Below are 14,918 nucleotides of genomic sequence, written 5' to 3' on the forward strand. Positions count from 1 at the left end.
TAAGTAAAATGAAGAATATCCTCGCCATCCAGTCCCACGTTGTTTTTGGTCATGCGGGCAACAGTGCAGCAGAATTTCCAATGCGTCGTCTTGGCGCAAATGTCTGGCCGCTGAATACCGTTCAGTTTTCTAACCACACACAGTACGGCAAATGGACCGGTTGCGTTATGCCGCCGAGTCATCTGACTGACATTGTCCAGGGCATTGCCGATATCGATAAACTCCAGACTTGTGACGCAGTACTGAGCGGCTATCTTGGCTCGGCTGAACAGGGCGAGCATATTCTGGGTATTGTACGCAAAGTAAAAGCGGCCAATCCGCAGGCGAAATATTTTTGTGACCCGGTGATGGGCCATCCGGAAAAAGGGTGTATCGTCGCGCCGGGCGTAGCGGAGTTTCATGTACGCCATGCGCTTCCAGCCAGCGATATTATCGCCCCGAATTTGGTTGAGCTCGAAATTCTGTGCGAGCATGCGGTGAATAATGTCAATGAGGCCGTGGCGGCAGCGCGTGAGCTCATCGCTCAGGGACCAGAAATTGTGCTGGTGAAGCATCTGGCTCGCGCGGGTATCAGCGCAGATCGTTTCGAGATGCTGTTAGTTACTGCTGAACAGGCATGGCATATCAGCCGACCGTTAGTCGATTTTGGCGCTCGTCAACCGGTTGGCGTGGGTGATGTCACCAGCGGCTTATTGTTGGTTAAACTGCTGCAGGGCGCGTCTTTACAGCAGGCGTTGGAGCACGTGACGGCGGCGGTGTACGAAGTGATGATTGCTACCAAAAAAATGCACGAGTATGAGCTGCAGGTCGTGGCTGCGCAGGATTGTATCGCGAAGCCTGAACACTACTTCAGCGCGACGCAGCTATAACCAATGCCCGATGGCGCTCACGCTTATCGGGCCTGCGTTTGGCTGTAGGCCGGGTAAGCGCAAGCGCTACCCGGCAACAACAATTAATTTAACCCTTCTGCTTTCAACGCCGCGGCAACCGCCGGACGTTCAGCCATACGCGCCATATACGCATCGATATTGCTTAACCCTGCCATATTCAGCTTAACCGCATAGGCCCAACGCAGCACGGTGAACAAATAGGCGTCCGCAATGCTGAAGCGCGAACCGCAGATCCATTGGTTATCTTGCAGCGCGTCGTTCACATACTGCATTTTTTTCTCCAGCAGCGCGCGAACGGTTGGCTTGAAGTCTTCCGGCGTATCGGGACGGAACAGTGGGGTAAAGCCTTTATGCAGTTCTGTCGCAATGTAGTTAAGCCATTCAATGGTTTTGTAACGGGAGAGGCTGCTGGTCGGGGCAAGGAGTTGACGGTCTGGAACGGTGTCCGCCAGGTATTGCATGATGGCGACGCCTTCGGTCAGTAGCGTACCGTCATCCAGCAGCAGCGCGGGAACTTGCCCTTTTGGGTTTACCGCGAAAAAATCATCGCCGTTTTCCAGACGCTTCTTCATCAGATCAACACCATCCAGCGTGAAATCTTTACCGCTCTCACGAAGTGTGATGTGGGAAGCAAGAGAACAAGCGCCCGGTTTGTAGAACAGTTTCATCGGTAACTCCTTTTGGCTGAGGTATATCGTATGGTAGTGCTAGCTCAGGCAAAAAAAAAGCCGCTAACACCAGTTAGCGGCCTGAAAAAGAGTTTCCCTGAGAATTACGCTGTCGCGGCCTTAGAGGCTTTCTCATTGACGTCATCGTCCTGAGTCATACGATTCAGTTTCGGTGCCGTCAACAGCATCAGAACAGCGATAACAGCCGTAGCAACACCAATCTGCAGGAACACACGACCGTAGACTTCAAGGGACATCAGCGGGTCAGTGACGTTCTCTGGTACAGCCATCATGTTGGCTACGTAACCACCGATGATGTTTGCACCGGCAGTGGTCAGGAACCAGCTACCCATGATGAAGCCCATCAGGCGTTGCGGAACCAGCTGAGCCACCATTGCCAGACCCAGACCGGAGATCATCAGTTCACCGATACTTTGCAGACCGTAGCAGATGATCAGCCAGTTAACGGAAACGATGCCCGCATCGGTAGCGAATTTAGCACCCAGCGGCAGGATCAGGAACGCACCGGAACACAGCACCATACCAATCGCAAACTTGGTTGGCATCGGCAGGGTATCGCCCATCTTGTTATAGATAGCGGCGAGGATTGGGCTACCAATGATGATCCAGAACGGGTTCAGTGCCTGGTACTGCTCAGGTTCGAAAGCAATGCCAAGAATAGAGTGCTCAACGTTACGAATCGCGAAGAAGTTCAGTGAGGTCGGCATCTGGCTGTACAGCACGAAGAAGATAATCGCTTCCAGCATCAGAATGAAGGCGACGATCATTTTACGACGCGCAGCACCGTGCATGGTGAATGCTTCTTTACCGAAGATAAACACGATACCCAGAGCAATGACGCCCAGAACCATACGAGCGATCTGCTGGTTGTGCAGCAACCAGGTTGCAATCGCGATCAGTACCACGACGCCAACAATAGTCAGCAACAGGTTACGGAAGTTGATCGGCTCAAAGTCAGGTTTAGAACCGTACTGTTTAACCCAGCGCTGACAGAATGCGAAGTTAACAACGGTAATCAGCATACCCACGACGCTCAGTGCGAACGCGGTGCTCCAGCCGTAATGCGCAGCTAACCACGGTGTTGCCAGCATAGAGAAGAATGAACCGATGTTGACGGACATGTAGTACATGGTAAATGCACCATCAAGACGCGGGTCATCTTTGGCATAGCAGGTAGAGAGCAGGGATGATGGGTTTGCTTTAAACAGGCCGTTACCGACCGCGATGGCCGCCATGCCCATATAAACGATGCCCGCATCGTGACCAGACCATGCTACCAACGCATAACCGATGGCCAGGACAACGGCACCCAGCATAATGACACGTTTTGTACCCAGAACTTTATCACCTAACCAGCCGCCAATGGCAACCAGACCGTACACCAGGGCGCTAAAGGACGAGAAAAGGGTGATGGAATCCGCTTCTGACATACCCAGTTGTTTAACCAGGTAGACGGCCATAATTCCTTGCAGGCCGTAATAACCAAAACGCTCCCACAGCTCAATAGAGAAAATGAGATAGAACGCTTTTGGTTGTTTGAAGGCGTTTAAACTCACGCTTTCTGTTGGTTTATTGTTTGCAGTAGACACTTTTACCTCTTTTTTTACATCCCATATCAACGGGGGTGTTCAGGCACGTGATGAGTCAAGTTCATCCGTCCGATTGTTATAGTGGGAGGGGAAACGGCAAGTAATGTTCACTATCTTGACCATTCAGACAAGTGGTTTGTAATAATCTGTTACATATATCATGACTGGTGAAATCGTCGGGGCTGTGAAATGTTATCTAGCGTTAAATTTCTTCATTTGAAAAATGGCAGATTTTTACACTGTTTAATCAGGGTAAAAACCGCAATGTGGCGATATGTTCTGCTATTTGCGCTTGAATCCAGTGATATAGGCCATTATCTGAAAAATAGCCAGTGTAATGTTTTGTTTAGAAACTGTTCAGTTAGGTCATCTGATTGTCACTTTAACTAAAAAATAAATATTTTTTAACATTGTGTTATCTGGATGATCTGGATCACGTATAGATAGAAATTTCTTTTACTAAAAAAACGATTAACCTGCTCAGGTGTTAATTAACAAGAATATTGCATTAGATATGCGCGGTTGAACGGCATCATTGTCGGGAAAATAAACTCAGGGGAGTGCATAACTAATCGTTATGTTAGCGAGGGGCAAGCAGTATGCCCCGGCAGCATCAGATATCGACTTTCTCTTTGAATTCGCAAAGATCTTCGATAATGCAGGAACCGCAGCGTGGCTTTCTGGCTATGCAGGTGTAGCGGCCATGAAGAATTAACCAGTGATGGCAATCGACTTTAAATTCACTGGGTACGACTTTCAGCAGCTTCTCTTCAACCTGCTCTACGTTTTTACCCGGTGCGAACTGGGTACGATTACAAACGCGAAAAATATGGGTATCTACGGCAATAGTGGGCCAGCCAAAGGCGGTATTTAACACCACATTAGCCGTCTTTCGCCCAACCCCGGGCAGGGCTTCTAATGCGGCCCGGTCTTCAGGCACTTCACCATTATGTTGCTCCAGCAGAATGCGGCAGGTTTTAATCACGTTCTCCGCTTTGCTGTTAAACAAACCGATTGTCTTGATGTAGGACTTAACCCCTTCAACGCCTAGCTCCAGCATCGCGGCTGGCGTATTGGCGATGGGGTAGAGCTTAGCCGTCGCTTTATTGACGCTGACATCGGTGGCCTGCGCGGAGAGCAAGACTGAAATCAGCAGTTCGAACGGCGATGTAAAATTTAGCTCGGTTGTCGGATGCGGATTGTTCTCACGCAGGCGCGTCAGTATTTCCAGCCGTTTTGCTTTGTTCATTACACATTCCCTGTTTCACCGGCCGGACTGTCCGTGACAGCCGCCTCGGCACGACGTTTCTTCATTTTCTCATCAATCAGATACTTAACAGCCAGCATCAGACCCAGGCCAATAAACGCGCCTGGTGGCAGCATGGCCAGCAGAAACGGCGTATCGGTATGAAAGATCTCAACGCGCAATACTTTGGCCCAGCTACCCAACAAACCGTCTGCGCCATCAAAGAGTGTACCGTTACCAATTATTTCACGTAGCGAGCCCAGAACAAACATGGCGCCAGTTGCGCCCATGCCGATGGAAAAGCCATCGAGTGCGGATAGCGCAGGGCCCTTTTTGGCTGCGAAGGCTTCAGCGCGGCCAACAACAATACAGTTGGTCACAATCAGCGGGATAAAGATGCCCAGAGACTGATACAGGCCAAAAGCGTAGGCATTGATCAACATTTGCACCGCGCTCACCACGGAGGCGATGATCATGACATAAATCGGAATACGAATTTCAGGCGGTGTCCAGCGACGAAGGGCAGAAATCGTCAGATTCGTCAGCGTCAGGACGAGCGTAGTCGCGAGTCCCAGGCCCAGCGCGTTAGTGGCAGTCGAGGTGACGGCCAACAGCGGACACATCCCGAGTAACTGCACAAGCGCGGAGTTATTTTTCCATAACCCTTGGACAATAACGTCTTTAATTTCGCTCATGGTTTATTCTCCACAGGCGCTAAGTTGAGGAAGTTGCGCGGGCAGCGTCTGCGCATACAAACCGGCGCGTTTTACTGCATTAACTACCGCACGCGGCGTAATGGTTGCGCCAGTAAACTGGTCAAAGTCGCCGCCGTCTTTTTTCACCGCCCAGTGAGCGTCGTTACCCGCAGCGATCGTTTTGCCGCTAAAGTGGGTGATCCAGTCGGACAGTCGCAGTTCGATTTTATCGCCCAGCCCTGGCGTTTCATGATGTTCGGTCACCCGCGTACCCAACACGGTACCCGAAAAATCGACACCAACCAGCAGTTGAATAGCCCCGGAATAACCATCTGGCGCCGTAGCTTCAAGAATTGCTGCAACGGGACGATCGTCCTGGCGGGCAATATACACTCGGTGAGTGCCTTTGCCCAACGCCTGCGCATCGACCAGATAACAACTTTCGGACAAGTTATTATTGTAGCGATCGCCTGGCAGAACCTGATCGAACAGCGTTTTTTGCTGCAGCGCGGCTTGTTCATCAATGGTGGACTTGGTTAATTGATTGATTGCCGCGGTTAACCCCGTCGAGCCCGCTGCAAACAGTGCCAGAGTAATACCGTGTTTACGAATCGTTTTCAGCATAGGGAGTCCTTAGCGATGTCCGTACACGCGAGGGCGGGTGTAATAATCAATCAGGGGAACCGTGATATTTGCCAGCAATACGGCAAAAGCCACGCCATCAGGATAACCGCCAAAACTGCGAATCAACCACACTAACAGGCCCGCAAGTGCGCCAAAAATCAGGCGGCCACGGTTGGTTGTTGATGCTGTAACGGGATCGGTAAGAATAAAGAATGCACCCAGCATGGTCGCGCCGGAAAGTAGGTGCAACTGAGGCGATGCCAGCGAATCTGGCGAGAAAATCCAGCCTAAAGTGGCACAAACGGCGAGCGACAGCAGGAAGCTAACCGGGATATGCCAGCGAATCGCTTTCTGCCATAGCAACACGACGCCGCCCACCAGCCAGGCAAGGTTAACCCACTGCCAGCCAGCGCCTGCAAGCATGCCGCTGTAGATTGGGTATTGCATCACCTGCTCAACAGTACGTCCCGCATGCAGCGAAGTCTTAAAGGTATCGAGAGGTGTTGCCTGACTGATACCATCAATACCCATACGCAGCGTGTTCATATCCCCGCCGCTGGCGGTATGTCCGCTAAAGATAACGTTCAGGGCGTCAAAAAAACCAGGCACAGTCGCCGCAATTTCATGCGGCGGCAGCCAGCTTGTCATCTGTACCGGGAATGAGATAAGCAGCACCACGTAACCAATCATGGCGGGGTTAAACGGGTTCTGACCGAGGCCGCCATACAGCTGTTTAGCAATGATAACGGCGAATACCGTGCCTAAAACTACCATCCACCACGGGGCGAGCGGGGGAATACTCACGGCCAGCAGTAACCCGGTGAGCAATGCGGAGTTGTCTTTTAAAATCGCGACAATGGGTTGTTTGCGCAGTTTAAGCACGACCGCTTCGGCGGCGATAGCGCTGATGGCGGCCAGAACTATCTGGAACAACGTACCCCAGCCAAAGAACCACAGCTGAGCGGCGATCCCCGGCAATGCAGCCAGTAACACCAGCATCATGATACGCGATGTCTGGCGCTGGTTATGGGTATAAGGGGAGCTTGCTATTCTGAATACCATTTATTCCTCGTTTACAACCTGCTGCTGGGCGGCTTTCTTTGCCTGAGCGCGTGCAATAGCGGCCGCGACGGCGGCTTTACGCGGATCCACCGGTTCGACTGTTCCCGTAACCGTCTGCTGCTCGAGCTTGCGGGCTTTGGCGCGGGCAATAGCCGCTTCCACGGCGGCTTTACGCGGATCCACCGGTTCGACCGTTTCCGTAACCGCCTGCTGTTCGAGCTTGCGGGCTTTGGCGCGGGCGATAGCCGCTTCCACGGCGGCTTTACGCGGATCCACCGGTTCGACCGTTTCCGTAACCGTCTGCTGCTCGAGCTTGCGAGCTTTGGCGCGGGCGATAGCCGCTTCCACGGCGGCTTTACGCGGGTCGACCGGTTCGGCTGTTTCCGTTACGGTTTCCTGCTCAAGCTTGCGGGCTTTGGCACGAGCGATTGCCGCTTCCACGGCAGCTTTACGCGGATCGACCTCTGTACTGCTGCCTCCTGTTTGGGGAGGGTTTTCCATCCGGGTTGCGCGAGCTTGCGCCTTACGCGCCTCGCGTGCGGCAATCACGGCACTATTGTCAGGTTTTTCGCCAGCCTGAATGACTACCGGCTGCATTGCCTGAGCCTGCTTTTCTTTTACGCGAGCCAGCGCGGCGGCAATGGCATCATGATCTTTAGCCGCAGGCTGAACGGCAGCGCTTTTGTGACGTTCAAGACGTGCTGCTTTTTCACGTTCGAGTCGCGCCTGTCGGGCTTCAAATCGCGCTTTCGCTTCAGCGGCACGTTTTTCTTCCAGACTAATGGCATAAATCTCGGCTTTTTCCTGACGGAAATACTGCACCAGTGGAATATTGCTTGGGCATACCCAGGCGCAGGCACCGCATTCAATGCAGTCCGCGATATTGTGCGCCGTTGCTTTGTCGTGCTGCTGCCCTTTACTGAACCAATAAAGCTGTTGCGGCAGGAGATCGGCCGGACAGGCATCGGCGCATGCGCTACAGCGAATGCAGCCTTTCTCTTCCGGCGTTTCTCCCATTTCACTGGCAGAGGGCGCCAGAAGACAGTTGGTTATCTTCACCACCGGTACATCCAGCCACGGCAGCGTAAAGCCCATCAGCGGCCCGCCCATAATCACCATCTGGTCGGCGGAAGGGCAGAAGCCCGCGTCGTTGAGCAGATGACGAACCGGCGTGCCTAAACGCGCCCAGACGTTGCCCGGACGGCTGACGGCTTCGCCGGTCAGCGTCACGACACGCTCGGTAATCGGTTCTCCGTCAATCACCGCACGTTTAATCGCGTAGGCGGTTCCAACGTTTTGCATCAGCACGCCGATATCTGAGGAGCGTCCCCCGTGGGGAACCTGCTTGCCGGTCAGGATTTGCGTTAACTGTTTGGCCCCGCCTGACGGGTACTTGGTGGGGATCACGCGTAAGCTGATATCGTGTGAATCAGCCAGCACCGCGCGCAGCATGGAAATTGCCTGTGGCTTGTTATCTTCAATGCCCAGTAGAATTTCGCGTGGCTGAAGAATATGCGCCAGGATGCGGATACCTTCGACGACCTGCGCCGCGCAGTCCTGCATCAGGCGGTCATCAGCCGTAATGTACGGCTCGCATTCAGCAGCGTTAATTATCAGCGTTTCAATTTTATCTCCGCCGCCCTGCAGCTTAACGCCGGTGGGAAAACCCGCGCCACCCAGTCCGGCGACGCCGAACTGGTGAATACGTGCGATCAGCTCTTCCCGGCTGCGGGAACGGTAATCGGCCCAGCCGTCTCGCTCAATCCAGCGATCTTCGCCATCGGCATCAATAATAACGCTCAGCTCAGCTAATGCCGATGGATGTGCAGTAGAATGCGGCGCAATAGCAACAACGGTGCCTGACGTTGGCGCATGTACCGGAAGCATTTTACCACGCCCAAGGGTTAACGCCTGACCACGCAGCACGGTGTCGCCTACGTTTACGCACAGCTCACCCTCCGCGCCAATATGTTGTTTCAGCGGAATAACAAAGCGTGGCGCCAGCGGAACCTGTCGCAGCGGCGTACCGTTCGACTGGGTCTTCATTTCTGGTGGATGAATGCCGCCATCAAAGTCCCAGATTTTGTTTTTTCTGAATGCAGAGAATAACTTAAACATGTTGTTCCACGGGAATGATGCGCACAGGGATGGTGTTTAAATCCCATTTCCAGCTATCAGGTGTCTCGGCCACCGGGCGTAATTCGATACATTGCGTCGGGCACGGGTCAACGCACAGGTTGCACCCGGTGCAGAGATCGCTCATCACCGTGTGCATGGCGCGGGTCGCGCCCACGATCGCATCAACCGGGCAGGCCTGAATGCACTTTGTACAACCGATACAGTTATTTTCATCAATGACCGCCAGCATACGCACGGGGGTAACATCGTGTTCATCACCATCAATCGGCTGCGGGTCGACGTTCAGCAGGGCGGCAATTTTTAACATCACCGCTTCGCCACCGGGTGCGCAACGGTTGATTTTTTCGCCCTGGGAGCCGATCGCTTCAGCGTAAGGATGACAGCCCGGATAGCCGCATTGTCCACACTGGCTTTGCGGGAGAATTTCATCAATTTTCTCCACGACAGGATCATCTTCGACGGCAAAACGTCGTGAGGCGTAACCCAAAATAGCGCCGAAAGCCAGACCCAGTAGACTCACTGCGGCAACGGCAATCCAGATAGCATTCATTACAACTTCACCAAACCACTAAAGCCCATAAAGGCCAATGACATTAAACCAGCGGTAATCAGCGCAATCGCATTACCGCGAAACGGAGCAGGCACGTCCGCCACGGCGAGGCGTTCGCGGATCGCGGCGAACAGTACCATCACCAGTGAGAAGCCGACGGCGGCGGAAAAACCGTATAGCGCCGACTGTAAAAAGTTATGACCGAGATTGATATTCAGTAACGCCACGCCTAATACCGCGCAGTTAGTGGTGATCAGCGGTAGGAAGATCCCCAACAGGCGGTAAAGTGCAGGGCTGGTTTTGCGTACAACCATCTCGGTAAATTGCACGACGACGGCGATGACCAGAATAAAAGCCAACGTGCGCAGATAGATGAGATTGAGTGGAATGAGGATCCAGGTGTCAATCAGCCATGCGCAGATGGATGCCAGTGTCATGACAAACGTCGTGGCAAGGCCCATACCCATTGCGGTTTCCAGTTTTTTAGAAACGCCCATAAACGGGCAGAGCCCCAGAAACTTGACCAGTACAAAGTTATTGACCAGTACAGTTCCGACAAACAGCAGCAGGTAATCAGTCATTTTTCGGCCTGAAATAAAAAAGCCGCCTATTATCTGACAATCTACAACAGGCGACAACAGGTTAACTGTAGGGTTATTACGGATTCACAAACGTCGATTTAACGCGTTGCGAGCGTTTGAAATAGGGCACCAGCAGTGCTGCAGCCAGCAATGGGAACAGCAGTTGGCGCACGGCAAAGGCGTCCGGAACCGGTGAAAACGCAAACGCTTTAATCGCCAGTAACACGGAGATCAGCAGCCATAGAATATAATGCTTAGGCACACAGGCTCTGCGTTTGAAAAACGCAATCGTCAGCCACAGCGTGTAATACCACATGGCAATCGCGGTAATAAAAGAGACGCCCCATAACAGCAAATTTGCCGTACTTTGCGCACCCAGCGTTTGGAAGGTTTGCGGTGTAGCCAGCGCAGTGACATAAAGTAATAACGCCAGCGAAGCGCTCAACAATGCGACTAACAGCCAGGCCAGTGGCCCAAGTAGCCAGCCCCCGATACGTTGTGCCGGTGTGGTAGTCATCTCTTCTCCAGGTTTACACGCGCAATCAAACATGCCATTCATTTTGGGGCAATTATTATAAAGCTTTTAACGTTGAGCGCTACTTTCTTCTTTATTGCACGTAATGCCAGACTGATTTGGGTACCTGACCAACATCAAACAGACGACCTCCTGAGATAAGCTCGGCACGGCGATGGTCTGCAGCGCGATACATATTGATAATGTCGCTATCGTCGGTGAGCGTGTAGTTAAGATGGTCGAACAGTTTTTCCAGACTTTCGAGTGAACTGATTTTGCGGAATTTTAATAAGTAATCCTGAACAGTCATAAATGGAAATCCATATTAATAAAATAATACCAACGGAGTAGTAAATATAAATAATAAACAACCTGCACAGGTAAAAGCGGATTGACGCGCAAAAGTGAGAAGAGTGTTCATACCTGTGGAAAAACAGGCGCTATGCGCACCTGCGGTAAGGGTAACGCGCTTCGCTACAGCAGGCAATATGCACCGGAGTGGGATGCGGCATTATTCTCTTTTTTTGACAAAATTCGATCTTTTGCAGCCAAACCCTGCCGTTACTCGATGTTAATTGCCGGGTTATAAGGGACTGCAGATGCTTATTTCTTCTGCACAGCAGCAACGGGCTCCGGTGGCTGGTAATTGTCAATATGATTGGCAACACCCAGCAGGATCACAGAGACGGTGAGAACAATCCAACCTGCTAATTCAATAAGACGATTCATTACTGATGACATTTGCTTTGATTTATCCATAAACACAGGCTGCAAATGTTACTAATCTCTCAATAATACAGCAAGATAATTGGGAACGATTTCTCCCTCTTTTTCGCTGCAAGTTAAGCATAAGTGGCATATGTTTGACTTAAGTTAATAAACAACCTTTGTAGCGCAATGGTTATTAAACTATTGAGACGTTGCAGGGTATGGTGTGAAATAGGTCAGTCCTGAATTGAGAGGCTAAAACATGAGTGACAACATCCGCGTTGGGCTAATTGGCTATGGTTACGCCAGTAAAACCTTCCATGCCCCCCTGATTGTGGGCACACCGGGCCTCGAACTGGCTGCGGTTTCCAGTAGTGATGAAGCAAAAGTGAAGGCAGACTGGCCAACGGTGGCGGTTGTTGCTGAGCCTAAACACCTTTTTAACGATCCGAATATCGACCTGATTGTGATCCCCACGCCTAATGACACTCACTTCCCGTTAGCGAAGGCTGCGCTGGAAGCGGGCAAACATGTGGTTGTTGATAAGCCTTTTACCGTGACACTGTCACAAGCACGCGAACTCGATGCGTTGGCACGTAGCCTTGGTCGCGTGCTGTCCGTTTTCCATAACCGCCGCTGGGACAGTGATTTTCTGACGTTGAAAGCCCTGCTGGCGGATGGCGTTTTGGGGGAGGTGGCGTATTTCGAATCCCATTTCGATCGATTCCGCCCGCAGGTTCGTGACCGCTGGCGTGAACAGGGGGGGCCGGGAAGCGGCATCTGGTATGATTTAGCACCGCATCTTCTGGATCAGGCAATTAACCTGTTTGGTTTGCCCGTCAGCATGACGGTAGACCTGGCTCAGCTTCGCCCAGGTGCGCAAGCGACGGATTACTTCCATGCCATCCTGACTTACCCGCAGCGTCGTGTGATTCTGCACGGCACCATGCTCGCTGCCGCTGAGTCGGCCCGTTATATCGTGCACGGATCGCGTGGCAGCTATGTGAAGTATGGTCTTGACCCGCAGGAAGAGCGCCTGAAAAATGGCGAGCGACTGCCTCAGGAAGACTGGGGTTACGACATGCGCGATGGCGTGTTGACGCGAATAGAAGGCGAAGAGCAGGTTGAAGAGACCTGGCTGACTGTACCGGGTAATTACCCGGCGTACTATGCTGGCATTCGTGATGCGCTAAATGGTCATGGTGAAAACCCGGTACCGGCGAGACAAGCTATTCAAATCATGGAGCTGATTGAGCTGGGTCTTGAATCGGCGAAACATCGCTCGACGCTGTGCCTTGCCTGATTAGGCAAATGCCGGATGGCGATGCTCAGCATCTCATCCGGCACTTTAACCGTCACGCTGCCGCGACTTTCTCGCGCAGGGCACGTTTTTCTTCGTTACTCAGAAATGCCATTTCCAGGCCGTTGATTTGCGCCTGACGGATCTGTTCGCGCGTGAGTCCTGCTGCTGGCGCGGCAATGGTGTACTCGTGAATAATATCCACACCCTGTACCGCCGGATCGTCCGTATTCAAGCTGGCTACAACGCCATGCTCAAGGAATGTTTTCAGCGGGTGGGTTGCCAGAGAGGCGACGGTGCTGGTCTGAATGTTCGATGTCAGGCAGGATTCGATGCCGATACGGTGTTCGGCGAGGTAATCCATCAACGCACGGTCTTCAACGGCTTTTACGCCGTGACCAATACGTTCTGCGCCCAGCTCTTTAATGGCCTGCCAGATACTTTCTGGGCCCGCGGCTTCGCCCGCATGTACGGTAATACGCCAGCCGGCGTCGCGCGCCTGATTGAAATGCGACAGGAACAGACTGCCCGGGAAACCCAGTTCGTCACCAGCCAGATCCAGTGCCGTAATATGGTCACGGTGGGCTAACAGCGCATCCAGTTCCTGCAGGCAGGCGGCCTCGCCGAAGGTACGGCTCATAATGCCAATTAAGCGAGCTTCGACGCCAAAGGTCTTGCAGCCCTCGCGTACGCCGGCAATGACGGCTTCAACCACGCCCGCAACCGGGAGCTGATGCGCCATCGCCATATAGCCGGGTGAAAAACGTAATTCTACATAGTGCAGGCCGTTACGTGCTGCATCCTCAATATTCTCAAATGCCACGCGGCGACACGCATCCAGAGAGGCCAGTACCTTCACGCCCCAGTCGAGCTTGGATAAAAAGCTCACTAAATCCGGCTCAGTTGATGTGACTTGCACATGAGGGATCAGCGTTTCCAGCGTTTGTGCCGGAAGCGTTAAATTGAACTGACGACCCAGATCCAGGATCGTTTGGGCACGGATGTTACCATCAAGGTGGCGATGGACGTCGGTCAGGGGGAGGGAAGTATCAATCATGGTCGCACTCGTGTATTTAGGTAAAGTGCGTCGTATTATATGAAAAAATCGGGATAAAAAGCTATGTTGCGCAATGAATAATTTCATTGCGCAAACTTAATTAGCGTACAGAACGGATGGCGTTAATCAGCCCCTGAACGCCTTTTTCAAGCTTGGATCTTGGGCATCCGGCATTGAGGCGTACAAAACCGCGACCTTCTTCTCCGTAGGTGTATCCCGGCATGATAGCGACTTTCTGCTGGTGGATGAGAGCATCCTGCAAGGCATGGTCATCAATATTGAGCGGACGCAGGTCAATCCATGCCAGATAGGTGGATTGCGGAATCTGCCAGTTGAGTTCGGGGAATGCGGCATTAAGCTCACGCGCAACGTAATGCAGATTGCTGGCAAGATAATCGCGCAGCGCATCAAGCCAACTTGCACCCTGTTGATAAGCGGCAATATGTGCGCTAAGCGCCAGCACCGCAGGCGAGGAAAGACCATCGCGGCCTTTTAACGCGCTGAGGTAATCGTTGCGGCTTTGAGCATCTTCAATGAGTCCGTAAGCCCCGGTTAATGCCGGAATATTAAAACTCTTTGAGCCGGAAGTGAGCAGTGCCCAACTGCCACGCGCGACGTTACTCCACGGGATGTGCGGCCGGTCTGACCATACCATATCCATATGAATCTCATCGGAGATGACTTTTACACCATGGCGCTGACACAGTTCTGCCATGGTTTCCAGCTCGTCGCGCGTCCACACTTTGCCCGTTGGGTTTTGTGGGCTGCAAAGCAGAAGAATTTTGCTTTCAGGTCGAGACAGGGCTTTCTCCAGCGCAACCATGTCGCAAAACCAGCCGTCGGCGCGTTTTTCCAGTCCGACTGCGTGTACCTGGCGCTGATTACCTTCAATCGCTTTGTAAAACGCATCGTACGCCGGAGTATGGATAACCACCGCATCGCCCACGGATGACCACTGGCGGATCAACTCCGACACCATATAGATGACCGAGGGGCCATATACCAGCGACTGAGGATCTATTTGAGTGTTATGCCGCGAAAGAAACCAATGGCTTATCGCCGCCAGAAACTCATCGTTTTTCCAGCGGCTGTAACCCAACACGCCATGTGACAGGCGCTGAGTCAGCGCCTCCAGAATGCAAGGTGCGGTGGCAAAATCCATATCGGAGATGGTGAATGGCAGCAGGTCGGCTGAACCAAAACGGTCGGCAACGTAATCCCACTGAGTACACCAGGTACCGTGCCTGTCCACAACCTTTGAAAAATCAAACATA

General features: G+C 52.5%; 16 protein-coding genes. 2 read left to right on the plus strand and 14 right to left on the minus strand.

What is annotated here, in order from left to right:
- Window positions 1–8: 8 nt before the first annotated feature.
- Window positions 9–869 carry a pyridoxal kinase PdxY gene (pdxY, locus tag OGV65_RS08635; protein ID WP_019076734.1) on the plus strand — a complete coding sequence of 287 codons (861 nt, stop codon included), beginning with the start codon at window positions 9–11 and terminating at the stop codon, window positions 867–869.
- Window positions 870–952: 83 nt separating this feature from the next.
- Here pdxY and gstA read toward each other — a convergent pair whose 3' ends face one another.
- From gstA to blr, 12 genes are all read right to left on the minus strand, one after another.
- A complete protein-coding gene (gene gstA / locus OGV65_RS08640; RefSeq protein WP_016153002.1) occupies window positions 953–1,558 on the minus strand; it encodes a glutathione transferase GstA in 606 nt (201 codons plus the stop codon).
- Between the two features lie 104 nt (window positions 1,559–1,662).
- Entirely contained in the window at window positions 1,663–3,168 is a 1,506-nt protein-coding gene (dtpA, locus tag OGV65_RS08645) for a dipeptide/tripeptide permease DtpA (RefSeq protein WP_016153003.1), read from the minus strand.
- 613 nt (window positions 3,169–3,781) lie between these two features.
- Window positions 3,782–4,417, minus strand: a complete 636-nt coding sequence (nth, locus tag OGV65_RS08650) for an endonuclease III (protein ID WP_016153004.1) — start codon at window positions 4,415–4,417, stop codon at window positions 3,782–3,784.
- The gene (locus OGV65_RS08655; RefSeq protein ID WP_016153005.1) at window positions 4,417–5,109 is read right to left on the minus strand and encodes an electron transport complex subunit E; all 693 of its coding nucleotides are present in this window, start codon (window positions 5,107–5,109) and stop codon (window positions 4,417–4,419) included. Before OGV65_RS08655 ends, nth begins: the two co-directional genes overlap by 1 nt.
- Before the next feature lie 3 nt (window positions 5,110–5,112).
- The gene (gene rsxG, locus OGV65_RS08660; RefSeq protein ID WP_016153006.1) at window positions 5,113–5,733 is read right to left on the minus strand and encodes an electron transport complex subunit RsxG; all 621 of its coding nucleotides are present in this window, start codon (window positions 5,731–5,733) and stop codon (window positions 5,113–5,115) included.
- A gap of 9 nt (window positions 5,734–5,742) precedes the next feature.
- On the minus strand, window positions 5,743–6,795 hold the full coding sequence (gene rsxD / locus OGV65_RS08665) for an electron transport complex subunit RsxD (protein WP_016153007.1): 1,053 nt from the start codon (window positions 6,793–6,795) through the stop codon (window positions 5,743–5,745).
- On the minus strand, window positions 6,796–8,913 hold the full coding sequence (gene rsxC, locus OGV65_RS08670; protein ID WP_286454856.1) for an electron transport complex subunit RsxC: 2,118 nt from the start codon (window positions 8,911–8,913) through the stop codon (window positions 6,796–6,798).
- Complete coding sequence (gene rsxB, locus OGV65_RS08675; RefSeq protein WP_006684670.1) at window positions 8,906–9,484, minus strand: electron transport complex subunit RsxB; 579 nt, start codon at window positions 9,482–9,484, stop codon at window positions 8,906–8,908. Before rsxB ends, rsxC begins: the two co-directional genes overlap by 8 nt.
- Window positions 9,484–10,065, minus strand: coding sequence for an electron transport complex subunit RsxA (gene rsxA, locus OGV65_RS08680; protein ID WP_003029144.1), 582 nt, complete (start codon window positions 10,063–10,065; stop codon window positions 9,484–9,486). The genes rsxB and rsxA overlap by 1 nt, the downstream gene beginning before the upstream one ends.
- A gap of 76 nt (window positions 10,066–10,141) precedes the next feature.
- Window positions 10,142–10,582: a DUF2569 domain-containing protein gene (locus tag OGV65_RS08685; RefSeq protein ID WP_016153009.1), complete on the minus strand. Its 441-nt coding sequence runs from the start codon at window positions 10,580–10,582 to the stop codon at window positions 10,142–10,144.
- A gap of 91 nt (window positions 10,583–10,673) precedes the next feature.
- Window positions 10,674–10,889 (minus strand): transcription modulator YdgT, encoded by a 216-nt coding sequence (ydgT, locus tag OGV65_RS08690; RefSeq protein ID WP_003832804.1) that lies wholly within the window; start codon window positions 10,887–10,889, stop codon window positions 10,674–10,676.
- 293 nt (window positions 10,890–11,182) lie between these two features.
- Window positions 11,183–11,308, minus strand: a complete 126-nt coding sequence (blr, locus tag OGV65_RS08695) for a division septum protein Blr (protein ID WP_019076739.1) — start codon at window positions 11,306–11,308, stop codon at window positions 11,183–11,185.
- 241 nt (window positions 11,309–11,549) lie between these two features.
- Here blr and OGV65_RS08700 point away from each other — a divergent pair, with 241 nt between their 5' ends.
- Window positions 11,550–12,590, plus strand: a complete 1,041-nt coding sequence (locus OGV65_RS08700) for an oxidoreductase (protein ID WP_016153010.1) — start codon at window positions 11,550–11,552, stop codon at window positions 12,588–12,590.
- A 52-nt stretch (window positions 12,591–12,642) separates the two neighbouring features.
- Here OGV65_RS08700 and add read toward each other — a convergent pair whose 3' ends face one another.
- Window positions 12,643–13,644 (minus strand): adenosine deaminase, encoded by a 1,002-nt coding sequence (gene add / locus OGV65_RS08705; protein ID WP_279263291.1) that lies wholly within the window; start codon window positions 13,642–13,644, stop codon window positions 12,643–12,645.
- Window positions 13,645–13,744: 100 nt separating this feature from the next.
- The gene (locus OGV65_RS08710) at window positions 13,745–14,917 is read right to left on the minus strand and encodes a MalY/PatB family protein (protein WP_153690387.1); all 1,173 of its coding nucleotides are present in this window, start codon (window positions 14,915–14,917) and stop codon (window positions 13,745–13,747) included.
- Window position 14,918: the final 1 nt, after the last annotated feature.

This window comes from Citrobacter sp. Cb004 (assembly GCF_030337065.1).
GTDB classification, from domain to species: Bacteria; Pseudomonadota; Gammaproteobacteria; order Enterobacterales; family Enterobacteriaceae; genus Citrobacter; species Citrobacter braakii.